This window comes from Rhizobium sp. LjRoot258 (assembly GCF_964254185.1).
Classification (GTDB): Bacteria; Pseudomonadota; Alphaproteobacteria; order Rhizobiales; family Rhizobiaceae; genus Rhizobium.
On the sequence record NZ_CAXUST020000002.1, the window covers coordinates 401,647 to 427,551 of the forward strand.

The window sequence follows — 25,905 nt, forward strand, 5'->3', positions numbered from 1 at the left end:
CCGATAGCATCGCCGGCAGCGGCTGCATCATTGGCGGCCTTGCAGGTAGCGCACCGCTCAGGCAAGCCACGATACGCGCACAGGCGAGATCGCATTTGTCCCGAAACCCGTTCAGGGGACATGCCTTGGCTCAATCACCGAATTTTAGCCGCTCCAGGATCAGCGGGTCATACGCGGGAGCCTGGATGCGCCGACGATCTGCCTCCGGTTCGCTGAGCGGTTCGACGGGTTGAAGCTTGTCCTTGGCTTCCAGTGCGAGGCGCTGATAGACGCCCGTTCCCTGACGCTTCCAGGCGATTTCTTTCTCGCTGAGTTCGCGAATGACCCTGGCAGGTGATCCGACCGCCAGGCTGTTTGCCGGGATTTCAGCGCCTGCCTTGACGAAAGCCATGGCGGCAACGATCGAGTTTTCGCCGATCACGGCTTCGTCCATGACCACCGCATTCATTCCAACCATGGCATTGCGACCGATACGGCAGCCGTGCAGCACGGCGCCGTGGCCGATATGACCGTCTTCGCCGATCACCACCTCGACATCAGGAAAGCTATGAACGACGCAGGTCTCCTGAACGTTCGAGCCACGTTCCATGACGATCCGCCCGAAATCGCCGCGCAACACGGCGCACGGGCCGACATAGCAGGCCGGTCCAATGATGACGTCGCCGATCACCACGGCGGCCGGATGTACGAAAGCCGTTGGATGGATCACCGGCACGACGCCATCATAGGAATAGACCTGCGCCATCGCAATCAGTCCCTTGTCTTGGCCACCATCGTCAGCACGTCGTACTGAGCAACCGTCGCACCATTCTGGTTGCTCACACGGCAATCCCAGCGCACTTCGCCATGCGCAGCGCCGATGCGCGGGTTGATCTCCTTGCAGGTCAATTGCACCTGCAGCGTATCGCCCGGATTGACCGGCGTGAGGAAGCGCAGGTTGTCGACCCCATAATTGGCGAGAACCGGGCCAGGGGCCGGGTCAACAAATAGACCGGCGGCGAAGGAGACAATCAGATAACCGTGGGCGACGCGGCCGTCGAAGAACGGATTGGCGCGTGCGGCTTCCTCGTCCATGTGGGCATAGAAGGTATCGCCTGTGAAGTTGGCGAAATGCTCGATGTCTTCAAGCGTGACCGTGCGCGTACCGGTTACCAGCTGGTCACCGATTTGCAGTTCTGCAAGCGACTTGCGGAACGGGTGCTCGCCATCCCGGCGCACGTCGGCACCGGCCACCCAGCGGCCGGTGACGGCAGACAGAAGCGCCGGTGCGCCCTGCACCGCCGTGCGCTGCATGTAATGCATGACCCCGCGAAGGCCGCCCAATTCCTCGCCACCGCCGGCGCGTCCTGGACCGCCATGCACGAGGCCGGGCAGCGGCGAGCCATGACCGGTCGACGTCTTGGCGCTTACGCGGTTGCCGATCAGCACCCGTCCGTGGAACGGCGCCATGCCGAGGACCACCTCTTCGGCAAAGATGGGATCGTTGGTGAAGACGGAAGAAACGAGACTTCCCTTGCCGCGGCGGGCAAGATCCACCGCCTCCTCGGCACTGTCATAAGGCATGACCGTGCTGACCGGGCCGAAGGCTTCGACATCGTGCACCGCCTTGGCTTGCCAGGGCTTGTCGCAATAAAGCAGGACCGGATTGAGGAAGGCGCCGGCTTCAGCGTCACCCGACACAAGGCGTGGATTGTCCGGATCGCCGGCGACGATCTCGGCATCGGCGAGAAGATCGCGGACGCGCGAGCGGACCTCGTCACGCTGGGCAAGGCTTGCAAGCGGGCCCATGCGGACGGTTTCATCGGCGGCATTGCCGAGCGTGGTCTTGCCAAGACGCTCGCCAAGGACGGAGACCAGCGCGTCGCAATAGGCGCGTGGCGCGATGACGCGGCGGATGGCCGTGCACTTCTGCCCGGCCTTTGCCGTCATTTCGCGGGAGACTTCCTTGACGAAGAGGTCGAACTCTTCCGTGCCGGGGCCGGCGTCGAGACCGAGGACGGAGGCGTTGAGGCTGTCGGCCTCCATCGTAAAGCGTACCGAATTTTCAATGATCGCCGGATGGGTCTTCAGCTTGCGGCCCGTCCAGGCCGAGCCAGTAAAGGTTACAGCGTCCTGTCCGTCGACGTGGTCGAGCAGATCGCCGACAGACCCGCAGATCAGTTGCACGGCGCCTTCCGGCAGAAGACCGGTTTCGACCATGCGACGCACGACGAGCTCGGTGAGATAGGCCGTCTGGCTCGCCGGCTTGACGATCGCCGGCATCCCCGCAAGCAGCGTCGGTGCCAGCTTCTCCAGCATGCCCCAGACCGGGAAGTTGAAGGCATTGATATGAATGGCGACGCCCTGCAGCGGCGATAGAATGTGCCGGGCAGAGAACGTTCCGTCGCGCGACAGGCTTTCCACGTCGCCATCAACGAGCACGCGCGTATTGGGCAGCTCGCGTCGACCTTTTGAGGCATAGGACAACAAAGTGCCAATGCCGCCGTCGATATCGATCCAGCTGTCCGTCTTGGTGGCGCCGGTCGCCGACGACAGGGCGTAGAACTCCTCCTTGCGGTCCATCAGCGCCTGGCCAAGTGCCTTCAGCATGGCGGCGCGCTCATGAAACGACATGCGCCGCAGTGCGGGGCCCGCCTTGTCGCGGCCGTAGGCCACAGACGACGCAAAATCGACGCCGGTCGAATCGATCAGTGCCACCGGTGCGCCTGTCGAGGCATCGCGCAGTTCAGCGCCATCCTTCGTGCCGGGAACCCAGCGGCCATAGACATAGCTTTCGAGGCGGCGCGGCTCCCTTACCAGAACGTTCATTGTTTTAATCCTTCCGGTCAGTTCAGATTGAGCGCAGCAAGCTGCGCCTCGATCGCCGCCTGCCATTCAGACAGCAGCGTCTCGTTAGGGGTATGGCGAAGGCCGAAACGGAACAGCGTTTCGTAGCGCGCCGATCCGGAGAGTCCAAAACTTGCGGCAACGCGCGGCCGCCAATAGATGATCGCTTCACGCGCGGCCTTCGCCCCTTCCTCATCTTCGGCAATCCGCTTCAGTGCCTCGATGCCGAGTTCGGTGTGATGCGCCTCTCGCGGCAGAATGGCGCGGAACACTTCGGCAAGGGGCTGGTAGGAGACGTGAGTGAGCTCCCGCAGCTGGATGGTGCTTGCCGTGCCCATCAGCACATTCATGACGACTGCATCGAGCCAGCCCTGCAGGGGATAGTGGAAAACAGAAAGGCGCATATCGCCGCCCTGGCGTGCTGCACCGATATCGGCGTCGCGCTTCAGGCGGGCGTTCCATGGATGGTGCGCGGCATAGCGGCCGCTGTCGGCGCCGAAGCTGCCCATGATCTCGAGCACGCGTCCGGCATGGTCAGTCTTTTCAAGAACGATCTTGGCAGACGCGATGCGCTCCTTGATACCAGGCGCATCGTTGATCGTGTCAGCAAAGCCGGCCGCACCCGCAAGCTCGCTGTCGACGAAACTCGCCATCAGGCGCAAGAGCTCGCCGCGATAGCGCGGCGGCGCATTGTCCGGCGACGTCAGCACGCCCCCTTTGAGCAGATATTCCTCGATCGGCATCGTATCGGACATCGGCATTCCTCCTCGGTCCTCGACCGATTACTGGTCGTAGCTGACGACGATGCGGTCGCTCAGCGGATAGCACTGGCAGGTCAAGACGTAGCCCTGGCGGACCTCGTAGTCCTCGAGCGCATGGTTGACCTCCATCTCGGTCTCACCCTCCAGGACCTTGGCCCGACAAGTGGAACAGACGCCTGCCTTGCAGGCGTAGGGCGCGTCCATTTTGTTTTCGAGCGCTGCCTCGAGCAGCGTTTGCCCTTGTTTCGGCATCTTGAAGACGCGGGTTGCGCCATCGAGCGTCACCGTTGCCTCGCAGGCCGTGTCCTTGTCGACGCCCGCAGCACTTTCCGCCCTGCGGCGTGCGCGTCCCGGCTGGGAGGACGCGAAGAGTTCGAACTTGATCTGTTCCTCGCGCATCCCGTGATCGCGAAGTGCGGCGGCAATCGACAGCATCATCGGTTCCGGTCCGCAGATGAAGACCGTATCGATGGTCTTCAGATCGATCCAGTGCTTGAACAGGCCGGCGCACTTCTCGACGTCGATGCGACCGGTAAAGAGATCGATATCCTGCGCCTCGCTTTCTAGAATGTGCAAGACCGACAGCCGACCGAGATAGGTGTCCTTCAGGTCGTCCAGCTCCTCGCGGAACATGATCGAGCTGATTTGCCGGTTGGCATAGACCAGCGTGAAGCGTGAACGTGGCTCGCGAGCGAGCGTCGTCTTAATGATCGAAAGGATCGGTGTGATGCCGCTTCCGCCGGCAAATCCCAGATAGGTCTTGGAAACATCAGGCTCGATCGCCGTGAAGAACGCGCCCATCGGCGGCATCGCTTCCATGGTGTCGCCGACGCTGAGGTCTTCGTTCGCCCAGGTCGAGAAGCAGCCACCGTCCACCCGCTTGATGCCGACCCTGAGCACACCTTCGTCACGCCCGGCGCAGATTGAATAGGAGCGCCGCAGCTCTTCGCCGTCGAACTTGCGGCGGAAGGTCAGGTACTGGCCCTGCGTGAAATCGAACGCGCTGCGGTCCTCGTCCTGCGGGGTAAGCGTGACGACGACGGCATCGCGCGTTTCGCGCCGAATGTCGGTGACCTGAAGGGAATGGAAACGTGCCATATTGCGGACCTCACTAGGCAAAGCGTCAGATGCACTTGAAATAATCGAATGGTTCCAGGCAGTCGGTGCAGCGATAGCTCGCCTTGCACGGTGTCGAGCCGAACTGGCTGATCTTTTCCGTGTTCGTCGATCCGCAGCGCGGACAGGCAATCGTCAGATTGGAGCGGCCGGAGAGCCGGTCGACGCGCTGGCGCAGGATGCCGTCTGTCGCCGTTCCGTCTACCGGCGGGGCAATGCCGTAGGCGCGCAGTTTTTCGCGACCCTCGGTGCTGATCCAGTCGGTCGTCCAGGCCGGCGACAGCTGGCGCTCCAGTCGCAGCTTTTCGATCCCCTTTTCCTGCAGCGCCCGCTCGATATCGAGGTTGATGAGCGCGGTCGCCGGACAGCCGGAATAGGTGGGCGTCACCGTCACCACCAGTGTATCCTCCTTCCAGGCGACACCGCGGATGATGCCGAGCTCGACAAGCGAGATCACCGGGATTTCCGGATCCGGCACCTCTTCAAGCCACCGCCAGACATCGGCGATCGACGGCAACGTCGCGGCTATCATAACCGCCTCCTTCCGGTTACCAGGTCGCGCCCGGATAGGCGCGCTGCAGGAACTGCAGTTCAGCGAGGATGAAGCCCATGTGCTCGGTATGAACGCCGCGCTTGCCGCCCTTATGCATGAAGCCGTCGGCCGGCTTCTTCAGCGTCGCTTCTGAAAGCGCGTCATCAACCAGCTCGTCCCACGCCGCCTTCAGGCTTTCGGGCTCCGGGGCAATGCCGGCGGCAGCAAGCTCGGCATCGGACGCGTCGCCCACGAAAAGTTCGCCGGTATAGGCCCAGAGATCGTCAAGCGCCTCCTGCATGCGCCGGTGGCTTTCGGCGGTGCCGTCACCAAGACGGATGATCAGATCGCGGCTGCGATCGAGATGGTAGGCAACTTCCTTCGAGGCTTTTTCCGCGATGTCGGCGATACGCTTGTCGGTCGACGAACGCAGGGCTCTCAACATCAGGAAATGCCAGGCATCGAACAGAAATTGACGCATCAGCGTCTTCCCAAAATCGCCGTTCGGGCGCTCGACGAGCAGCACGTTGCGGAAGTCGCGGGCATCGCGCAGGTAGGCAAGATTGTCGGCGCTGCGGCCCTGAGCTTCGATTTCACCGGCAAGACCGAGCCAGAGCTGGGTCTGCCCGATCAGATCAAGCGCGGTGTTGGAAAGCGCGATGTCCTCTTCCAGTGCCGGCGAATGCCCGCACCACTCGGACACGCGGTGGCCAAGGATGAGGGCGTTATCGCCGATCCGCGTCAGGAACTCAAAAAGTGCCGTCGGGCTGACGGCCGTGTTGGAGGGAGCGCTCATCACATATGCCCCACTTCATCGGGAATGTCGAAGAACGTCGGGTGGCGGTAGACCTTGGAGTTTGACGGGTCGAACAACGGCCCTTTCTCCGAGGGAGCACTGGCGGTGATTTCGCTCGAGCGCACCACCCAGATGCTCACCCCTTCATTGCGGCGGGTATAGACGTCGCGGGCGTTGTTGATGGCCATTTCGGCGTCCGGCGCATGCAGGCTGCCGACATGCCGGTGATTGAGGCCGTGCTGGCCGCGGATGAAAACTTCCCAAAGTGGCCATTCGCTGGGCATCGATGTTTCTCCCTGCTCGCGCTCTCGCGGCCAAAGGGCCGGAAATCGCGTATTTGTTACGATTGCGACTGCTCAGAGCGGACGCCCGAGAGGCGTCCGCACATTACTCGGCGGCGGTGGGCGCTGCGGCGCGGTGCGACGTCATCTTCTCGGCATGGGCAACGAGACCATCGCGGAACCACGCGCCGTCGTTCCAAGCCTTCTGCCGGGCGCTGAGGCGCTCGGCATTGCACGGGCCATTGCCGGCGATGACGGCGAAGAACTCGGTCCAATCAGGCTCACCGAAATCGTAGCCGCCCTTTTCCTCGTTCCACGTCAGATCCGGATCCGGCACCGTCAGGCCGAGATACTCGGCCTGTGGCACGGTCTGGTCGACAAACTTCTGGCGTAGCTCGTCGTTGGAGTTTTGCTTGATCTTCCAAGCCATCGACTGGGCCGAGTGCACCGATGCATCGTCCGAGGGGCCGAACATCATCAGCGACGGCCACCACCAGCGGTTCAGCGCATCCTGGACCATTTCCCTTTGGGCGGGCGTGCCTTTCACCATTTTCATCAGGATGTCGAAACCCTGGCGCTGGTGAAAGCTCTCTTCCTTGCAGATGCGAACCATGGCGCGAGCATAAGGCCCGTAGGAACAGCGCTGCAGCGGCACCTGGTTCATGATGGCTGCACCGTCGACCAGCCAGCCAATCGCACCGATATCGGCCCAGCTGAGCGTCGGGTAATTGAAGATCGAGGAGTACTTGGCCTTGCCGCTGTGCAGCTGCTCGTACATCTCGTCCCGGCTGATGCCGAGTGTTTCGGCCGCGCAGTAGAGGTATAATCCGTGACCGGCTTCATCCTGCACCTTGGCAAGCAGGATGGCCTTGCGCTCCAGCGTCGGGGCGCGGGTGATCCAGTTGCCTTCGGGCAGCTGACCGACGATTTCGGAATGGGCATGCTGGCTGATCTGGCGCATCAGCGTCTTGCGGTAGCCTTCCGGCATCCACTCCTTCGGTTCGACCTTCTGGCCAGCGTCAATTCGTTCCTGAAAGGCGCGTTCGACCGGGTCCAGCTCGTCGAGCGTCTTGACACGGGCGCTGTCGGTTTTGACCATCTGTGCGTACACGGTTCGTCTCCTTTGCCTTCGCGCGTCAGACGCGCTCGAGAATGATTGCGATGCCCTGACCGACGCCGATACACATGGTGCAAAGCGCATAGCGACCGCCCTGGCGCTGCAATTGGTAGGTCGCCGTCGTGACCAGCCGGGCGCCGCTCATGCCCAGCGGATGGCCCATCGCGATGGCGCCGCCATTCGGATTGACATGGGGCGCATCATCGGGGAGGTCCAGATCGCGCAGCACGGCGAGTGCCTGGGCGGCAAATGCCTCGTTCAGCTCGATCACGTCCATCTGGCCGATTGCAAGGCCAGCGCGCTCCAGCACGCGCCGCGCGGCGGGGGCTGGACCAACGCCCATAATGCGCGGCTCGACGCCGGCTGCTGCCATTGCGACGATGCGCGCCTTCGGCGTCAGACCCTGCGCTTTTGCAGCCGCCTCGCTCGCGACAATGAGGGCGGCCGCACCGTCATTGACGCCCGACGCGTTGCCCGCCGTGACGCTAAGGTCAGCGCCATTGACACCCTTAAGCTTTGAGAGCTGATCAACGGTCGTGCCGGGACGGGGATGTTCGTCGCGGTCGACGACAACGGGATCACCCTTCTTCTGCGCAACCTTGACGCTGACCAGTTCGTCGGCGAACAGGCCAGCCTCCTGAGCCGCCGCCCAGCGGGCCTGGCTGCGGGCCGCAAACGCGTCCTGGTCGGCGCGGCTGATGCCAAAATCGGCCGCCACGTTGTCGGCTGTCTCAGGCATGGAATCGACGCCGAACTGCGCCTTCATCCTAGGATTGACGAAGCGCCAGCCGATCGTCGTGTCGTAGACCGCATTGCTCCGGGAAAAAGCGCTGTCTGCCTTCGGCATGACGAAGGGCGCGCGGCTCATGCTCTCGACGCCACCGGCGATCACGAAGTCGCAGTCTCCGGCGCGGATTGCCCTTGCCGCCATGCCGACGGCATCCATGCCGGATCCACACAAGCGATTGACGGTTGTTGCCGGAACAGTGACGGGCATGCCGGACATGAGCACGGCCATGCGGCCGACATTGCGGTTGTCTTCGCCCGCCTGGTTGGCGCAGCCATAGATGAGATCGTCGACCTTGCTCCAGTCGACATCAGGATTGCGTTCCATCAGGGCGGTGAGAGGAAGGGCTGCCAGATCATCCGCGCGCACCACAGCAAGCGCACCGCCATAGCGGCCAATGGGTGTGCGAACAGCATCACAGATGAACGCTTCCGACATGCGTGATTTCCTCCTGCTCCCGCAAGGTCGATCAATCCAACATTGATTAACCGACCGATCGGTCATGTATTAGCATGCCACATGTCACATATCAACAGACAATTGGACAAAAATTGTGATGTTTGCGGATACGCCCGTTGAGTATATCACAAACACCTGGGCAAGAGGCCAGGACGGGCTCGGGCGCTAGACGATCTGCTTGGAAAGGCTGGTCAGTCGACGGTCGGTCGCAGCGGTCGCTATCGCCAACGGCCCTACCGCCGTGACGAAGTTGCGCGCCACATGGGCGTCGGCGGCGGGCGAGAGTTTTCGATAAAGACAAGCGAAGAGTCGCCGTGCATGCTGTCCGGGCCAATCCTTTGGCAAGGCGGGGGAGGGTAGTCTCGGATCATGCAGCAAGACACTGCGGAAGCGATGCGTCAAAAGCAGCCGCACCGCCAATGACGTCTTCGGAGCCGGTGCGTCAGTCTCCAGGACCCGGGCGATAGGCTCAAATTGTACGAGGAATTGCCGGTAGGCAGCAGCGTGCGGAGCAAGATCCCAATAATCCGCGACGAAGGCCGCCAAGTCCTTTTGACCGGACGCGGTTTCGGCACGAAAGACCGTGCCGGCAATCGTTGCCGGTAGTGGCCCTGCAGGTCCAACTGCCAGGCGGGGTCCAAGACGCGCAAAGCCGGCGCGCTGGAGCGCCTGCATCTGCTCGTCGGCAGATAAGCCGGTCATATGGACGAACTGCCAGCCGTGATCCTCGGGAGGTTCGAAGAGCGCCATGGCGGCTGCGAAAAACTCGCGCCCCGCAGACTGGGATAGGCGATAGTAGCTTCGCCGTCCTTCCCTTTCACCAAGAAGCTGTCCCGAGGCGACCAGTCGCGACACGGCGGTTCTGACGAGGGTTTCGCTGATGCCGACTTCGGCGCAGGTTTCAATCAGGTTGCCGATCCATGCCACACCACCGCGCGGTTCGACGACGTCGCCGTAGATCGTCACGATGAAACCGGCTGCCTTGAGGGGACTTTCGGCAAGAATCGTTCCTATCAGTTCCCTTGCCTGGACGTCTGCTTGATTGGTCGCTGCCGTCACCGATTCCTCCTTGGAACGTGCCGGCGCGGCCTATCACATTAAAGGGGTAGCTGCACCCCCGTTTACGGCGTGCAGCCGCAGTATGCGCAGCTGCAAGGCTTCCAGGACGGTGGAAGCCTTGCTGCCGATCTTACCATTCCATCCTCTCACGGCTCCCGGATTGCGCTATCAAGCCCACGCAGTATCGGATAGAGGAAGTATGAGATCACCGTGCGACGGCCGACCATGATCTCGGCTGAAACCGTCATGCCAGGAAGCAGTCGCACGGGCTCGTCCGAACCTTTCAGCTTTGGATCTGCAAGCGGTATGCGAGCCTTGAAGTAGGGAGCGGGCGTTTGGTTCACTGCCTCCTGCTGCGACGGGGTGAATGCATCGCGGCTGACCGTTCTGACCGTTCCAGACGCGGTGCCATATTTTTGGAACGGATAGGCGTCGAACTTGATCCGCGTTTCCTTGCCCGTGGTAATGCGGCCGATGTCGCGCGTGTTGACCGAGACCTCGGCCTCCAGCGGTACATTGAGAGGCACCAGCGTTACGATGGGCTCCGCCTCTCGAACGACCGAGCCAACGGAGCGTGCGGCCAGGTCAAGGACGACCGCATCGGCTGGTGCGGTCAACGCCACCATGTCGCGCCGAAGCTCCATCTTCTTCAGTTCCTCGGCGGCAGTGTCGCGCTGGCTACGCAGGTCTACAAGCTGCTCCATGGCGGCGCGTCGGAAGTCCTCGATGAACGCCTGCCGGTCGGCCTTGAGCTTGGACAAGGTGTGCTCGGCTTCATCAGCCTTGCCTTGGACCGCCGTAAGGGTGGTTTCCACGTCAAGACGGGCATCACGCGATCCAAGCAGCGTAATCAGAGACCCGCTCTCGCGATCATACAGCCGTTCCCTGGCGCCCTCGATCTGTGACAGCGTTTTGCGTCGATCCGCAAGGACTGCCTCCTGGTTCCGGCTTGAAGCAATCGTCGCCGCCTGGGCCGCAATCTGCTGATCGTAATTCTGCAACTGTGCCGCATAATAGGCGCGGCGCTGCCCGAACAATTGCATCTGAAGCAGTTCGTCGCGCGATAAGCCCGCCGTCTTGGTGTAGTCCGTGCCGGCAAGCTCGGCTTCCAGCCGTTTCACCTGGGCGTCGAGGGCTATGAATTTTGCCCGTTGCTGATCGACGTCAGACTGGCTGAACGTCGCGTCAAGCGTGGCGAGCACCTGGCCTTTCTTGACGATCTCTCCGGTCGTGACATTGATCGTTCGGATGATTGAGGTTTCGAGCGGTTGCACCACGATGGTCGGCATCGTCGTAATCAGCTTGCCGGGCGCGACGACGACCTCATCGATCGACGAAACGGACGCCCAGACGATGATCGCGGTAATGAGTGCAGTGATGCCGTAGAGCGTCATGCGGGCGACCCTTGGCGGAGCCCGCTCTTCAAGCTCCACGGCATCTGACTGGAATTCCGCGATCGCGGCCGGCAACGAGCGCCTGAGTGCTGGTTGCGTGACTGGGGCAGTCGTCGGAACAGGCAGGTTCTCTCTTGGTTTTTCAGCGCGCGCGGTCATGCTACCTGCCTCATCTGCTGTGACCACAGATGACGGTATGTCATGCAGCGCGTCACGAGTTGATCATGCCTGCCGATATCGGCGATCTTGCCGCGTTCGACGACCAGGATGGCGTCCGCATCGACAAGCGTGGAGAGGCGATGCGAGACAATGACCACCGTTCGCCCGGCCGCGATCTGGCTGAGGTTCTGGCGGATGATCGTCTCGCTGTCCGGATCGAGCGCGCTGGTGGCCTCATCGAGGATCAGGAGCTTGGGGTCGGTGATCAATGCCCGGGCTATAGCCAGGCGTTGCCTCTGCCCGCCGGATAGGTTCGAGGCGTTTTCCTCCAGCATTGTGTCGAAGCCGCGCGGCAGCCGCTCGATGAATTCTTCGGCGCCGGCGATACGCGCGACCTCCATGATCTCCTCGATGCTTGCATCGGGCTTTGCTGCCGCGATGTTCTCGCGAACGGTTCCCCGGAAAAGGAAGTTGTCCTGCAGCACGACGCCGGTGCTCGTTCTCAGATGCACGAGATCGATCTCCCGACTGTCATAACCATCCATTCGAATGATGCCCTGCTGGTTCTGATAGAGACCCTGGATGAGGCGAGTGATCGTGGTTTTGCCAGAACCGCTCTTGCCAACAACGCCAAATACGCAGCCGGCCGGAATGCTAAAGGAGACGTCGTCGAGCGCAGGCGGCCCATCCGGGCCATAGCGGAACGTTACCTTGTCGAATTCGATGTTGCCTCTAAGATGCGGGCGGATGCCGCGACCGCGGCCGGCTTGCTCCGGGCGCTGGTTCATGATCTCGCCGAGCATGCGTACCGAAAGCGCAACCTCCTGGTACTCGTGCACCATCGTGACGATCTGGACAAGCGGACCCGAGACCCGCCCGGCCAGCATGTTGAATGCGACCAGCGCGCCGATCGTCATGGCGCCGCTGAAGACGTCGAGCGCGCCAAGTCCGATAATGGCGACGCTCATCAGTTTCTCGAGAAGCCCGGTCATCGACTGAGCGACCGTGGAGATCTTGTCGACCCGGAAACGTACGGATATCGATTGCGCCGAGTAGTCGTCCCAGGCGCGGCGCTGACGCGGTTCGAGCGCCAGTGACTTGACGGTACGCATGCCGTGCACCGTTTCGACCAGCAGAGCCTGCCGGTCGCCTTCGGCCTTGTAGAGCGCCTGCAGGCGGCGCTGGAAGGGGCCGACAAGAAGCATGACGACGAGGCCGACGAGTGCAGCAAAACCCATGACGACGAGCGTGAGCTTCACGCTGTAGAGAAGCAGGATCGGAATGAAGACCAGCAAAGACACGCCGTCGAGAAGCGTCAGAAAGAGGCGCCCCGTCAGGAACTCGCGAATGCGGCCGGTCTGCTGCATATGCTTGACGAGCACGCCCGCAGATGCCTGTTCGAAGAGTGCAATCGGAAGATTGAGCAGATGTCCGAAGGTCCGCGTCGCGATCCTGATATCGATCCGGTTCGTCGCATAGAGCAGCAGATAGCGCCGCAGGAAGCTGAACGCGGCATCGAAAACAAGGGCAATGGCAATGCCGGCGGTGAGAACCGTCAGCGTTGCGTAGCTCTGATGGACCAGCACCTTGTCAATGACGAGCTGGAAGAAGATCGGGGTCGTCAGGCCAAGCCCGTAAAGGACGATGGCCGCAAGCGCAACGTCGCGGAAGAAACTGCGCTGCTTGATGATTTCGGGAATGAACCAACGGAAGCCGAACGGCTGGTCGGCATCATGCAGACTGTAGTTCCGCTTCAGCATCACCACGGATCCACGCCAGGATCTGGTGAACTGCTCCTCGTTCAGGAGAATGAAATCGGGTCGCTCGGCCAAGGGGTCGAGGACCCTGACCTTTGCTTCTTCCTCACCCATCGCGGGTCCGGCAATGACGACCCAGTTGCTGTTTTCAAGCTGGGCGAGAACCGGGAAGGCCTCGCCCAACTGGAGTAGCGACGACCAGTTGAGGCTGATTTGCCGGGCGCGAAGACCGGCATCCTTGGCCATCCGCAGCAACTGCCGGACTTCCACCGGCCGCTCGTCGACAGCATAGTCGTGCTGTAGGCGCTCGGGTGACAGATCGACGCCGTGATGGCGCGCGACGAGTGCAAGGCAGTGTAGATTGGTGTGCAAAAACGTACTCATGGCCCACCCGAAAGGCTGCGTTGAAAACGAGATGAAGGTCAGTTGAAGTTCGGCGATGCGTTTGCCGACGCACCAGATGGCTGGATGATTTCAGCCTTCGGGCTTGATGCCAGATCGTTGATACGGCGCACGGCCCCGGCTTCCACAAGTCCGGCCAGTGCTTTCTGCATCAGGTCGACTGCGTTCGCAAAAGCGTCGACCGGCATGATGATGCGTTGGCGGAAGACGGGCTTCGGGTTGTTACTTGCGTCGCGCTCGGTGGCCGACAGCGACATCAGATCGATGCGCACGATGGTGCCGGTGACGGTGATTTCGCCAATTCCGTCTGCATAGAGTTCATTGCTCATTGTCGTCTCCTCGTTGTGATGAGTGATCATGGATGGTGATGCTGCGCGTGTTGCCAGGCCGGGAACGGATCTGTGAGACTTCTGCCGAGATCGGGGTCAAAGCTTGCTTCTTCTCCGATCAGGCAGTCGTTAAGTGCGGCGCTGATTGCCTGCTGGTTAAGGCCTGCGCCGATGAACACGAGTTCCTGGCGGCGATCGCCCCAGACCGTGTCCCAATAACGGTCGAGCAGCTGGCGGAATTGCGGATAGCGTGGCCAATGTGCCTTGGACACGCTCGCCCACCAGAAGCCCTTGGTGTCCGTGCGCCGCTGTGTGCCGGCAATGGAAAGCAGTCCGATTTCGTTCGGCCGTGTTGCCAGCCAGAAGTGCCCCTTGGCGCGAATGAGGCCCGGCCAACGCTGCGCGAGGAAGCGATCGAGCGCTGCGGGGTCGAACGGGCGGCGTGCGCGATAGACGAAGCTCGAAATACCGTACTCTTCGGTTTCTGGGACATGATCGCCCCAGCCGTAGAGCTCTTTGTGCCAGTACGGGTGACGGGCCGACTTGGCCTCGCTGAACAGACCGGTATCGAGAATGGAAGAAAGCGGCAGATCGCCGAAGTCCGTTTCGATGACACGGGCATCAGGATTGAGCGCGGCAACGATCTGGCGCACCATCGCGCGTGTTTCGGAACTGACATCCGAGATCTTGTTGATAATCACGACATCTGCGAATTCGATCTGCTCCACGAGAAGATCGACGAGTGTCCGTTCGTCATCGGTGTCGCGGGTCTGCCCGCGATCACTCAGGAAATCTGCGCTTGAGTAGTCTGCAAGCAGGTTGGCTGCGTCGACGACAGAAACCATCGTATCCAGCCGCGCAACGTCGCAGAGCGCACTGCCATTTTCGTCGCGGAAGGAAAATGTCGCGGCGATCGGCAGAGGTTCGGCGATGCCGGTGCCCTCGATCAGCAGGTAGTCGAAGCGATCGTCGCCAGCAAGCCGACGCACTTCGCTCAAGAGATCGTCGCGAAGCGTGCAACAGATGCACCCGTTGGTCAGTTCGACCAGCGTTTCATCGGTGCGCGACAGATTGGCGCCACCATCACGAACGAGCTCGGCATCGATATTGATCTCGCTCATGTCGTTGACGATCACGGCGACCCGGCGTCCTTCCCGGTTACGCAAAACATGGTTGAGGATGGTTGTCTTTCCCGCGCCGAGGAAACCCGCCAAAACCGTTACTGGGAGGCGCTTGTCGCCACCTGTCATTGATACTCCCCCACTCGCCATTACGCTGCGAGCTGCTGCCTGAATGCCACGTCCACATAGTAATTGGTGCTGTTGTATGTGCTTGTCGGGAACAGCCCGCTGGAGCCGTATCCATAAACGCCGTTGCCACCACTGAGCGCTGACGACATGGCCTGCAGATTGCCGTTTGTCGTGCTGTCACTGAAGTAGTTGCTCGTTGCCGAATAATTGCCGTTCGTGCTGTAGGAGACGACGTATGTCGTGCCGGCATCGATTGCGACCTGTTGCGAGAGATTGACGGACTGCCAACCGCTTGCGCTCTCGTTGGTGAAGGTCGCACTCGCAAGCAATGTGCCGCTTGCCGTCCAGAGATAGCCCGTGTGGGCTCCGGTATTTTCCTCACTCTTGTAGAAACGGATACCGGTGATCCAGCCTGCTGCATCCGACTGGAACTTCATGCCGAGATTGACCGGGCTGTTGTCATTGACCGAGTTGATCGCAGGCGTCGTGCCGGCGGCAAAGACGTTCTGCTCGCTGCCCTGATTGAGCACGTTGAGCGAGACATTGGCCGTCGCCGTTTCGCCTAGAGGATCCTTGATCGTGTAATCGAAACTCGCAGCACCGGAGTATCCGGCAAGGGGAGTGAAGGTGATGGTGCCGGCTTGGCTGTCAAAAGCCACCGTACCATTTATCGCGTTGCCAACACTTGCAACCGAGATCTGGTCGCCGTCCGGATCGCTGTCATTGGCAAGAAGGCTCGATGCCTGGATGACAATCGGCACGCCGACACCCGTGGACATTCCACTGTCATTGGCCGCAACCGGAACAGCGTTCTGTGACGACTGTTGATAAACAACGTCGACCCAGTAATTGGCCGAATTGTAGCTCGCTGTTGGAAACAGGCTCCCGGTTCCATATCCGTAAACGCCATTTCCGCCGCTGGCCGAACTGGACGGCGCTGTCAAAACGCCGTTGGTATGGCTCGTCGTGAAGTAGTTGGGCGTCGCTGCGTAGAAGCCATTCGAATGATAGCTCGCGACATAGGTCACGTCCGCAGAAATGCTTATCGGCTGCGAGAAGGTTACTGTTTGCCAGCCGCTTGCCGTTTCGTTGCTAAAGGTTGCCGTTGCCAGAAGTTGGCCAGTGCTGCTCCAAAGTGAGCCAACATGGGTGCCGACGTCCTGAGCACTCTTATAGTAGCGCAAGCCCGTGATTTCGCCGCGCGCAGATGCCACGAACTTGACGCCCAGTTCAACGGAGGAGGAATCATTCCCGGCGGCAACACCTGACGTGTCTGAGCTGGAAAACAGGCCTGTGCCGCTGGCTTGGGCTCCGACGTTGAGAGAGACAGTGGCGGTCGACGTGCCGCCGCGACCGTCGGAAATCGAGTAGCTGAAGCTTGCAGCACCTACGTAACCCGTCGTTGGTGTGAAGACGACGGAGTTGGTTTGGCTATCAAATGCCACAGTGCCATTTGTTGCGCCATTCGCCCCGGTGATCGTCAGCCCATCGCCGTCAGGGTCTGTGTCATTGGCAAGCAAACTTGCCGCCGCGATTGACAGGGCCGTGTTCGAATAGGTTGTGAACCCGTTGTCATTGGCGGCCACCGGCGCACTGTTGACGGTTGATTGGTTGAATACGACGTCCACCCAGTAATTCGCTGCCTGGAAGCTGGATGTCGGGAACGTCGTGTTCGCCCCATAGGAGAAGACGCCGTTGCCGCCACTGCTGGTGCTTGACAATGCCGTCAGCGCGCCACTGGTGTGGGCCGTCGAGAAATAGTTGGCGGTTGCAACATAGCTGCCCGTCGTATGATAGGAAGCAACGTAAGTCGTTCCGGCCGTAATCTGGATCGCAGAGGAGAACTTGGCCGTCTGCCATCCGCTCAGGGACTCACTCGTGAATGTTACCGTGGCGACCAGTGTCCCGTCCGCAGTCCATATTGAGCCGGTGTGGGAGCCTGTATCGCCTGAAGCTTTGTAAAAGCGAATGCCGGTGAGCGTGCCGCTTGTCGAGGCGGTAAACTTCATGCCCAATTCGATTGGAGCATTTTCATGGAAGCCGGCGCCGCTCGGCCCTTCGTTGGCCTGGAACAATGTCTGGCCGACCGGTCCTTCTTCGACGGTAAGACTGACGTTGCCCTGGTCGGTGCCGCCGCGCCCGTCAGAAAGTGTATAACTGAAGCTTGCCGGACCGGTGTAATTCGCAACGGGTGTGAAGATAACATTGCCCGTCTGTGTATCGAGCGAGACTGTGCCGTTTGAGGCATTCCCAACGGCCGAGATGGTCAGCGCGTCTCCGTTTGGATCGACGTCATTGGCAACAAGGGCAGCGATCGAAATTGTCAGCGTACCGTTGCGCGAAATTGAGAAGCCACTGTCGTCGGTGGCAACGGGAACGCTGTTCGGGCCTGCGTCGAAAATGACGTCAACCCAATAGTTGGAGCCTCCCGGACTGTTACCCGGGAATGTGCCGGCATTGGTGCTATAGGCATAAACACCACCGCCATCGACAGCCTTCAGCGCTCCGTTGCTGTATGTCGCGCCGAAATAATTCTCGGTAACGGAGAAGAACCCGTTGCTGTGGTAGGATGCGACATAGGTTGTCCCGGCCGAAATAGCGACCGGGCTAGAAAACATGACGGTCTGCCAACCCGACAGTGACTCATTGACGGAAACACCCGTTGCAATCAGCGTACCATTGCCGGACCAGAGGCTGACGACATGCTCACCCGTGTTATAAAAGCCCTTGTAGAAACGGATGCCCTGTACAAAGCCGCCTGTTGTTGCTTGAAAGCGCACGCCAAGTTCCACCGGATCGCGATCAATGGCCGTCTCTACCGTCGGGGTGGATGCCAACGTCCAAAGGCTTGCTGTCGACGGCAAGACGACAGTGACCTGTTTGCCCGCTGACGGGCTCTCCAGATTGACGCTGTCATCAACCGCGCGCGACATGATGGTGTACGTGCCGCTTGCCTGCACATTCCAGCTGTAGCTCCAATTCTCGCGGCCTGTGGCCTTGAACCAGTGTTGCCCGCCGTCCGTGGAAACTTCGATACCGGCAATGATGCCGCCGCCAAAGTCCTGGGCCGTGCCGGTGATGGTGACGCGCTGTCCCTCGACAAAGCTTGCACCAACAACCGGCGAGGAAATAGTCGATGTCGGCTTAAGAGTGTCTGTGGATTGCGTCGCCAGGATCAGGCTCGCGTCCAGCGTCGTCGGCTGGATTCCCATATCGGCGAACATGTTGACCATTGCCTGCTGAACGTTCGGGTCAGTGGGTGTGGTGGCCCCCTCATGCTGGTCGTTCAATCCCCAGGACCAGAACACCGTGCCTGCGCCAAAAACGAGGGCTCCGCTCTCTGCCCGGTACATCGTCAAGCTGTGGTTGACGACGGCATCGCCCACCGTCGCTCCATAGTCGCGCAGATAAGTATTTACGGCAACCGAGGAGAGAGACAGGTTTATCAGGCCATCCGGTCGGAACCCGTTTTCGACGTCGGAATCCCACTCGTAGCCAAGCAGGTTTTGGACCAGATTGTAGGTCTCTCCGGGCTGGAGGTTGGCAACGTCGGTGTTTCGCCAGAACCGCAGATTCGAATAATCGTAAGGAATGGTAATAGTATCGGCGCGGTAGCTGTCGACCGTAAACATGGTTCCGGTGAGCGAATTCTCCGGCTCTTGTCCGGGATCGGCATAGCGCGGATCGCGCCATGTGCCGGTGCCGACGGCACTCGGATCGGTGCTCGTTCCCCAGGTCTCCTTGTAGCACACCATCGTCCGGTAGGCTTGGCCATTGCCGTCGATGCTGCTTTCCCAGCGGACCTTCCAATAGCATTCGTTGCCGCTCCAGAAAGCGAGGTTGACGCCGCTGTCACGTGCGGCCTCGACATTGGCGCGCTGTTCGGCAGACCAGTATTCGTCGTGTCCGACCGACAGATATGCTTGATGGTTGAGCAGCAGACTGCCATTTCGGGCCGCGTCGACTCCGGTGACGTAGGATACGTCGTAGCCGTTCTGCTCAAGCCACTGGATAGCAGAATGCTCGACGCCGAAGATGAAGTCATGCGTTCCGCCCACCGGGCTGGTATTGGTGATGATTGGACGGTTATAGCTGATGGCCGATGCACGGCCGATCGCGGTCAAACCGCAACTGCAATTTGGCGGCAAGTAGCCGATCATATCTGCCGGATCGACTGGAACTTCCCCGTAGTAGAGGCTTGCCCCACCCCATGCATTGTAGGCCTGCCAGGTCGTATCAGAGGTCTGGAAGACGATGTCACTGGTTGAGGCGTCGTCACGCACGACGAATGGAATGATGCTTGCGTCTTCCGTGCCGTCCTCGCGGACCAGCTTGGCGATGTAAACGCCCGATACGGCGTCTGCCGGAATCTGCCAGCTCGCCGAAACAGACCAGTTTCCGCAGTCGATGAGGCCGAGAGACATGTCGACGATCGGGTGAGGCTGGATTTGCGCCGTCGTCAGTGACTTGTCGATCGAGGCAACCTTGCGTGCACCGTCGCCGCCGTAATAGCCCAGACGATATATGTCGATGCGGTAGTGGGTCGAGTCCGTTGCGATCTTGAAGTCGACTGTCTGGCCAATGTTGGTGCTGATTTCCGTTGCAAAGCCCTGAATCGTGCCGCCCCCGTCGCCGTCGAGGCCCCACTCGCTGATCGGATTGCCCTGTTTCTGGTTTTCGAGGGCGACCTTGTTTAACGTGACGGGGGCGGCGGCGGCGGCCGTTGTTACAAGCGTCAGCGGAGCCATGGTCGCTGTGGCCGTGGCCGTCGTCGCAGAGGCCACCGTCGCAGGCGTCGAAGCGGATGAAGTGTCCTCACTCGTCGTTTCAACACTTGCCGCCGAGGTGAGCTGCATGATGGGAGCACTCGACGTATCACTCACGCTCGAGACTAACGAGGCAGTGGGAGCGTCCGACAATGCGGGCTCCAGAGACGTTGTGGCGATGGCAGTGGCGGGGTCGGGTGGCAGGACGGTGCGTGGCTTTGCCGCCGGTTGGGAAACATCCGTCGAGCTCGCTGTTGGCGTTGTTGCGGCATCCAATGCGAAGATGGCACTGCTGTCGACCGGTGAAACGGTACTTGCTTGTGGCGACACTTGCTGCGCGGCCGCCCCATTCACGAGAGGGGATGCCGCAGCCGGAGATCCCGTCAGCGAGGCGGTCACCGATCCCACTGCACCCAGGTCAGCAATCGGCCGGTCGCTGCCAGTCGACGAAACCATCGTTGCGTTCACGAGGAGAGCACTGCCCGCAGTCGTTGCGCTATAAACACTCGAGGTGCCACCGTAGGCGCTCAAATAATCGCGGTTTTTGATGCTGATCCTCAACATTCCAAACGCCCCCAATCGCAATGCGACACATGTCCACGGGCACTATCCTGTCACGTTTGTGGCGAGAGAGAACGACAGTAATCCGCAGTATCCGGCACGGCAGGGCATACCCCGATAGGCTTATTGGTGCGTGTATGAGGCGCTGAGGGCTTACCGAATGTCGGCGGCCAACCCTTGGCCAGAAGAGGATTGGTATCGTTTTGAAATCCGCTCCTTTTCACGGACCGCTTCCTTCCCGGCGTACCGATCGCGCAAGACGCGGTCGCGAGCATCAGGGGTGAGTGCATCTACCTTAACGAGCGTTTTGACCGGGACAGTTTCAGAGACAAGGTCGATGAGGAGGCCTCATCGGGGGGGCGACCGCTTCGGGCAGCGTGGCGGCTTTTTGCATCATGAACCGCGAACGGCCGCTCGAACATCTTGCACTGCCTGCGCACGCACCAAACCGCTAAGGAAGAGTTCCCGGTGAGGGCGAAATTCTCCCCCCGTACGCCATAAAGTTGACCTCGAAATACCTCTTTAGGCATCAACTCACGATGCTTTGATAAATTCCAAGACATGAATAGTCATACTAAATTCCACCTGGGCTGGGGGTCGAGTTGAGATTCCCAAGGGAGGAGTAAAGCAATGGGTATCGCCAGCATTGCAAGACGAATTAGAGAAAAAAATCTCGCTTATATACTCGGACGCTTCAGAACCGTTCGCGTGGCATACAGCTCAGGCCGAGGCGCAGTCGAGTTTCTCAGACCCCCGCGCAAAAGCATGGGCAAGTGGCTGATGCCGACCCTCTTTGGCGATGCAAAGATTGCCGATATTGTTCAAACCATCCGAGATGAAGCCGTCTTCGTCGGCTTGAAGCTGCCCGGTCATATCGTGGACGAGATCAGAACCTTCGCGCTCTCTGAGCCTTTGCACGCGATCTATGATCCGAAAGGACCGACCTTTCGCTACTCTGATGTCTCAGGCGGGGTAGCGGTCGACGGAAGACCTATGCCGATTGGTGGCGTATCAGACCCCGCGCGATGCCCGGCAGTGCAGAAGGTCATCAATGATCCGGTGTTGCGTTCAATCGTTCGCAAGTATCTCGGTCACGAGCCCAGAAAGATCACGACGATTCTCGATTGGAGCTTCGCATCATCGATGAGCGACGAGGAACGACGCCGATTGAAACATGGCGTCATCGACTATCACTACGACGTCGAGGGCTACAATTTCGTTTATGCGAGTTTCTACATCACCGACACGGACCGCTATTCGGGAGCGCACGTGATGATGAAACGCTCGCACAAGCGCAAGCCCTTGCGAATGCTGTTCGGGTCGGCCCGTGCAAGCCAGGAGGCGGTCTACAGGCAATATGGTCGGGAGAATGAAATTACCATCGAGGGACCTGCCGGCACGGGCTTCGTTCAGGACACGTCCTGCTTCCACAGGGCATCTCCGCCCACCCGTGGCGATCGGCTGATGCTGGCAATCCGCTTCATCAACTGATCGTCAGTGGGTCGTGCCAAGCCCAGTCGCGGAACGAGCAGGTGCGTGCGATTGCGAACACCTGCTCATTCCAACGCGAACTGTCTACGCCAAGCGCTGAAATGGTCCTTGCGATCGGCGACCAGCCATGGTCACGGCCTTGCGGGCTGCCACCATGGCACGAACGGCCATCAAGAGATTTGCAAACAGCCTCGTGATCGAGAATGTTTAGTCCGACCCAGCCTGAAACGTGGGGTGCCCGGCCTTTTTCAGATCCCGGGTTCATTCAGCACCGACAGGGCGCATGCTGTGACGCGCAAGGCCGCTGCCAAAGACGCAAATTCCCCTTTGAGAGCGTCGAGGCGGCTGAGATAGACGGGTGCGGGCAAGCGCCACCCCGTTTTCACAATGCCGATCTAACGCCACCCTTTTCGGCCGTTTTTGCGCAAGAGCGCGTTCATGTCACAATCGAGCCGCAGGCACGGGTTCGACCTGCAAGCGCGTGCAAATGCGGGCCACAATGAAGCCGACCCTTAACAGTGTCCGTCATGAAAGTTTCATATATTGCAGTCGACGGGGAAGCTTGCACGCATTTGCAGCAACGTGCAAAACTCATCGAAACTGGAGATCCCGCCGCGTGTCCGAAAAGCTGTTTGTTAGCGCCCAGCAGGTCGCGGAGAGGGCGGGTGTGTCGCGATCGGCGGTATCGCGGACGTTCACGCCGGGCGCAAGCGTATCAACGGAGACCCGGCGCAGGGTGCTCGAGGCAGCCGAAGTGCTCGGCTATCACGTCAATGAGCTCGCCCGCGGTCTCATGCGCAACGAGAGCGGCATTGTTTGTCTCATCGTGTCGGACGTGGCAACACCCTATCGTTCTGCTCTGCTGCGCGAACTGACGCTATTGCTTCAGAACGCCGGCAAGGTCGCCATGCTGATCAACACGGATCGCTCAGACGGCAGCGTTGATCGTGCACTTCGCCAGGCGATCCGCTATCGCGCGGACGCCTCGATCATGCTCTCGGGAATGCCGGACAAATCCATCGCGCAACTCTGTCTGCGCAGTGGACAGCGCCTTGTCCTCATCAACCGCGATGACGATCAGCCCGGTCCTTTGCGGATTAATCTCGACGATGACGAGGCGGCTGGACGTGTGGTTACCGCTTTCGTGAGGGCCGGATGCCGAAAGCTCGCCTTCGCCAACTCGGAAGCTGGAACACCAAGCCTGATGGCCCGAGAACGGGGATTCGTCGCGGCAGCGAATGCGCTCGGAATCAAGGTTTCCGTCGAACGCCATGGCTGGACGGGTTACGAAGCGGGGAAAGTCCTGGCACAGCGAATGTTGACGCGCACCGAGCGCCCGGACGCGGTCTTCTGCGCAACCGATCTGCTGGCTTGTGGATTCATGGACGCCGCCCGCCACCAGTTTTCGATTTCGGTGCCCGACCAGCTCTGCATTGCCGGCTTCGACGATATCGAGCAGGCCTCATGGTCTTCCTACGACCTGACGACCTTCGCCCAACCGGTTTCAGCGATAGCTTCCAAGGCGGTGGAGTGGCTTTCGCGACCGCAACCGCAAAACGATGACGCTATTTCCGAGCAGTCGATCAGACTTCATGCCGAGCTGGTTTGGCGGGGCTCGATTCGGGGCGGCTAGCGAACGCGCCTCACGCCGGTACAAGCCGAACGAGGCATAGTAAATGTCAGCGCCCTGCCGCATGCGTCTGGTGAAAAGGAGCTCCAGCCAGGGCGGCAAGGATGACGGACAATAAAAGGTGCTCCGAGCCGACCAATATCCGGGCAGCTGCACTCCGTTTCCCATCGCCGAGCCGCACTTTGCGTGTCTTGGCAGTCAGGTACGACCCTTAGGTCCGGATCAAAAAAGAGAAGCTTGGTCCGCGAACTGTCGTGGATCTTTTTATCTTCTGCCGATTGGCGGGGAAATCCCTCTTCCCGCGCAGCATGATCCTGGCTCGATGGGTTCTATCCATAAGCCGGCTGGCGCCGAAAGCCGGGCGAAATTTGCCGATGCCTGGCACTGCCTGCGCAGCGGTTACTTCCATTCCCAGAACAGATTGGACGAGAAGGGCCGGTGCTGCACCATGCTGCCCCCTCGATGAGCCTTCTGCTCGTAGGCTGCGGCTTCCGCCTCTCCGTTCAATCCAACAAAATGCATCCTTGTAGACACCGTCTTTGGTTGTCCCTTCTGGCGGAAGACGAAATGCACCGCGCAGGTCGGGTATTGCCAATTGTCGGTTAGAAGCTCGGCGAACTGCTTCGCGTCCTGCTCGCGCCCCTGTCCGGTGAAGGCCAGAAACTGGCCGAGATTGAAAAATCCGCTGAACAGAGCATAGGCACTTTGCTGCTGCATCTGGACGGCTTGACCGGTCGTGAAGTCGCGGCGGTAGGACAGGCCCTCCGTCAGACCTTTCGCTTTCTTTGCGGAGTAGCTGACGAGGTTGTTTTGGGCCAGCAGTTCCATCGTCAATTCGTAGGTCTGATAGCGCTCCGCGTTGGCGTGAAGGTCATCGATCCTGGCTTTCAGGTCAACGATGTAGTCTCGATACAATGCGGCCGCCATTCTCAACTGCTCCGTCAGGGTGGAGCACGCTAGCTATCAGATAATGCCGCGGCTCCAAACCGATATTGCGCCCTGCGTTCCGTGCTTGGGACTGAAATTGCTTCAGACGTGCAATGCGTGCCCGAGTGCCTTGAGGGCGGCCTCCTGGAGCGCTTCGCTGCGCGTTGGATGCGCATGGATCGTAGCTGCGAGGTCCTCCAGCCGCGCGCCCATCTCGATGGCCAGTGCAAAACCCGCCGAGAGTTCGGAAACGCTAACGCCGACGGCCTGCAGGCCAAGGACGAGATTGGTATCGGCCCGGGCGACGACGCGTACGAAGCCCTCCTCCGACCCCATGGTCATCGCCCGGCCATTTGCGCTGAACGGGAATTGTCCGACGCGGATCGCATAGCCTTGTGCGCGTGCCTCGTCCGGCGAAAGCCCAGCCGTCACGATTTCCGGATCGGTAAAGCAGATCGCCGGAATGCAGCGTTTGTCCCAGGCGCGCTTCCGGCCGGCAACGATCTCGGCGACCATTTCTCCCTGTGCCATGGCGCGATGGGCCAGCATCGGTTCGCCGGTGACGTCGCCGATCGCATAGACACCCCGCATGGAGGTGCGGCAGCGATCATCGATGCGAAGGTACGGCCCGCTGCGATCGAGGTCGAGCTCTTCGATACCTGAGCCTGCCGATCGCGGCCGCCGACCGACCGTGACAAGCACCCGGTCGGCAGGCAGCAGTTGTTGCTGTCCGCCCGATGTCTCGACGACCAGTGCATTGCCGTCGTCCGAAAGGCTCCTTGCCTTCGCTCCTGTCAGGACGTGAATGCCAAGCTCGCTGAGCCGGCGCGCGACGGGTCGCACCAGGTCGGCGTCATATTGCGGCAGGACCTGCTGCATGGCTTCGACGACTGTTACCTCTGAGCCCAGCTTGGCAAAGGCCGTGCCGAGTTCGAGGCCAATGTAACCGCCGCCGACGACAACCAGTCTCTTCGGAACTTCGCCGAGCGACAGCGCCTCGGTGGACGAGATCACCCGACCGCCGAAAGGGAGGGCGGAAAGTTCCACGGGCTTAGAGCCTGTGGCGATAACAACGGTCTCTGCGCGGATGACCTGCATGCCTGTCTCGGTCTCGACCTCGACGGTCTTGCCGTCGCGGAAGGCCGCGCGGCCGTGGACGATCTTGACCCTTGCCTTCTGCAGCAGCGCGGAGACACCGCTGTTCAGGCGGCCGACGATGCCGTCCTTCCAGGCAATGGTCTTGGCGAGGTCGATGGTTGCGCCCTCGATACGGATGCCCATTGCGTTCCCGCCGGTCAGCATCTGCTTGGTGGCACCAAACTCCTCGGCCGCATGGATCAGGGCCTTGGAAGGAATGCATCCGACGTTGAGGCAGGTGCCACCCGGCTTGTCGGCCTCGACGATGACGGTGTCGAGACCGAGTTGCCCGGCTCGAATGGCGCAGACATAGCCGGCGGGACCAGCGCCGATGACGAGAAGCTTGCAGACGATCTCTTTCATAAATC

Annotated in this window: 20 protein-coding genes; 3 read left to right on the forward strand and 17 right to left on the reverse strand. The window is 60.6% G+C overall.

The genetic code is table 11. The features are described from left to right. Nucleotides 1-130: 130 nt before the first annotated feature. The 15 genes from ACSQ9D_RS22695 to ACSQ9D_RS22765 form a co-directional block, all read right to left on the reverse strand. Nucleotides 131-745, reverse strand: coding sequence for a phenylacetic acid degradation protein PaaY (locus ACSQ9D_RS22695; RefSeq protein WP_436284210.1), 615 nt, complete (start codon nucleotides 743-745; stop codon nucleotides 131-133). 5 nt (nucleotides 746-750) lie between these two features. Further along, nucleotides 751-2,808, reverse strand: coding sequence for a phenylacetic acid degradation bifunctional protein PaaZ (gene paaZ / locus ACSQ9D_RS22700; protein WP_436284211.1), 2,058 nt, complete (start codon nucleotides 2,806-2,808; stop codon nucleotides 751-753). Nucleotides 2,809-2,825: 17 nt separating this feature from the next. Then, nucleotides 2,826-3,581: a Phenylacetic acid catabolic protein gene (locus ACSQ9D_RS22705; RefSeq protein ID WP_436284212.1), complete on the reverse strand. Its 756-nt coding sequence runs from the start codon at nucleotides 3,579-3,581 to the stop codon at nucleotides 2,826-2,828. Nucleotides 3,582-3,608: 27 nt separating this feature from the next. Then, on the reverse strand, nucleotides 3,609-4,685 hold the full coding sequence (gene paaE, locus ACSQ9D_RS22710) for a 1,2-phenylacetyl-CoA epoxidase subunit PaaE (RefSeq protein ID WP_436284213.1): 1,077 nt from the start codon (nucleotides 4,683-4,685) through the stop codon (nucleotides 3,609-3,611). 25 nt (nucleotides 4,686-4,710) lie between these two features. Beyond that, nucleotides 4,711-5,235 carry a 1,2-phenylacetyl-CoA epoxidase subunit PaaD gene (gene paaD / locus ACSQ9D_RS22715; protein WP_436284214.1) on the reverse strand — a complete coding sequence of 175 codons (525 nt, stop codon included), beginning with the start codon at nucleotides 5,233-5,235 and terminating at the stop codon, nucleotides 4,711-4,713. Between the two features lie 16 nt (nucleotides 5,236-5,251). Continuing rightward, nucleotides 5,252-6,031: a 1,2-phenylacetyl-CoA epoxidase subunit PaaC gene (gene paaC / locus ACSQ9D_RS22720; RefSeq protein WP_436284215.1), complete on the reverse strand. Its 780-nt coding sequence runs from the start codon at nucleotides 6,029-6,031 to the stop codon at nucleotides 5,252-5,254. Continuing rightward, nucleotides 6,031-6,315, reverse strand: coding sequence for a 1,2-phenylacetyl-CoA epoxidase subunit PaaB (gene paaB / locus ACSQ9D_RS22725; protein WP_037118848.1), 285 nt, complete (start codon nucleotides 6,313-6,315; stop codon nucleotides 6,031-6,033). Before paaB ends, paaC begins: the two co-directional genes overlap by 1 nt. A 103-nt stretch (nucleotides 6,316-6,418) precedes the next feature. Further along, nucleotides 6,419-7,423, reverse strand: a complete 1,005-nt coding sequence (paaA, locus tag ACSQ9D_RS22730) for a 1,2-phenylacetyl-CoA epoxidase subunit PaaA (RefSeq protein ID WP_436284216.1) — start codon at nucleotides 7,421-7,423, stop codon at nucleotides 6,419-6,421. Nucleotides 7,424-7,448: 25 nt separating this feature from the next. Further along, nucleotides 7,449-8,654, reverse strand: a complete 1,206-nt coding sequence (gene pcaF, locus ACSQ9D_RS22735) for a 3-oxoadipyl-CoA thiolase (protein WP_436284217.1) — start codon at nucleotides 8,652-8,654, stop codon at nucleotides 7,449-7,451. Nucleotides 8,655-8,840: 186 nt separating this feature from the next. Further along, the gene (paaX, locus tag ACSQ9D_RS22740; RefSeq protein WP_436284218.1) at nucleotides 8,841-9,734 is read right to left on the reverse strand and encodes a phenylacetic acid degradation operon negative regulatory protein PaaX; all 894 of its coding nucleotides are present in this window, start codon (nucleotides 9,732-9,734) and stop codon (nucleotides 8,841-8,843) included. 146 nt (nucleotides 9,735-9,880) lie between these two features. After that, nucleotides 9,881-11,287 (reverse strand): HlyD family type I secretion periplasmic adaptor subunit, encoded by a 1,407-nt coding sequence (locus ACSQ9D_RS22745; RefSeq protein ID WP_436284219.1) that lies wholly within the window; start codon nucleotides 11,285-11,287, stop codon nucleotides 9,881-9,883. Next, complete coding sequence (locus tag ACSQ9D_RS22750) at nucleotides 11,284-13,428, reverse strand: peptidase domain-containing ABC transporter (protein WP_436284220.1); 2,145 nt, start codon at nucleotides 13,426-13,428, stop codon at nucleotides 11,284-11,286. Before ACSQ9D_RS22750 ends, ACSQ9D_RS22745 begins: the two co-directional genes overlap by 4 nt. A gap of 38 nt (nucleotides 13,429-13,466) precedes the next feature. Then, on the reverse strand, nucleotides 13,467-13,775 hold the full coding sequence (locus ACSQ9D_RS22755) for a hypothetical protein (protein WP_436284221.1): 309 nt from the start codon (nucleotides 13,773-13,775) through the stop codon (nucleotides 13,467-13,469). A gap of 26 nt (nucleotides 13,776-13,801) precedes the next feature. Then, entirely contained in the window at nucleotides 13,802-15,025 is a 1,224-nt protein-coding gene (locus tag ACSQ9D_RS22760; RefSeq protein WP_436284222.1) for a GTP-binding protein, read from the reverse strand. 20 nt (nucleotides 15,026-15,045) lie between these two features. Next, complete coding sequence (locus ACSQ9D_RS22765) at nucleotides 15,046-19,773, reverse strand: DUF4082 domain-containing protein (RefSeq protein ID WP_436284223.1); 4,728 nt, start codon at nucleotides 19,771-19,773, stop codon at nucleotides 15,046-15,048. On the opposite strand from ACSQ9D_RS22765, the gene ACSQ9D_RS22770 reads away from it, so the two are divergent. From ACSQ9D_RS22770 to ACSQ9D_RS22780, 3 genes are all read left to right on the forward strand, one after another. Then, nucleotides 19,772-20,293, forward strand: a complete 522-nt coding sequence (locus tag ACSQ9D_RS22770) for a hypothetical protein (RefSeq protein WP_436284224.1) — start codon at nucleotides 19,772-19,774, stop codon at nucleotides 20,291-20,293. The two genes, ACSQ9D_RS22765 and ACSQ9D_RS22770, sit on opposite strands and share 2 nt — an antisense overlap. An 839-nt stretch (nucleotides 20,294-21,132) precedes the next feature. Then, nucleotides 21,133-21,843, forward strand: coding sequence for a hypothetical protein (locus ACSQ9D_RS22775; protein WP_436284225.1), 711 nt, complete (start codon nucleotides 21,133-21,135; stop codon nucleotides 21,841-21,843). A gap of 616 nt (nucleotides 21,844-22,459) precedes the next feature. Beyond that, a complete protein-coding gene (locus tag ACSQ9D_RS22780; RefSeq protein WP_436284226.1) occupies nucleotides 22,460-23,476 on the forward strand; it encodes a LacI family DNA-binding transcriptional regulator in 1,017 nt (338 codons plus the stop codon). Nucleotides 23,477-23,872: 396 nt separating this feature from the next. Here the strand turns inward: ACSQ9D_RS22780 and ACSQ9D_RS22785 are convergent, their stop codons facing one another. After that, complete coding sequence (locus ACSQ9D_RS22785; RefSeq protein WP_436284227.1) at nucleotides 23,873-24,400, reverse strand: hypothetical protein; 528 nt, start codon at nucleotides 24,398-24,400, stop codon at nucleotides 23,873-23,875. Nucleotides 24,401-24,502: 102 nt separating this feature from the next. Then, nucleotides 24,503-25,900, reverse strand: a complete 1,398-nt coding sequence (gene lpdA, locus ACSQ9D_RS22790) for a dihydrolipoyl dehydrogenase (RefSeq protein WP_436284228.1) — start codon at nucleotides 25,898-25,900, stop codon at nucleotides 24,503-24,505. Nucleotides 25,901-25,905: the final 5 nt, after the last annotated feature.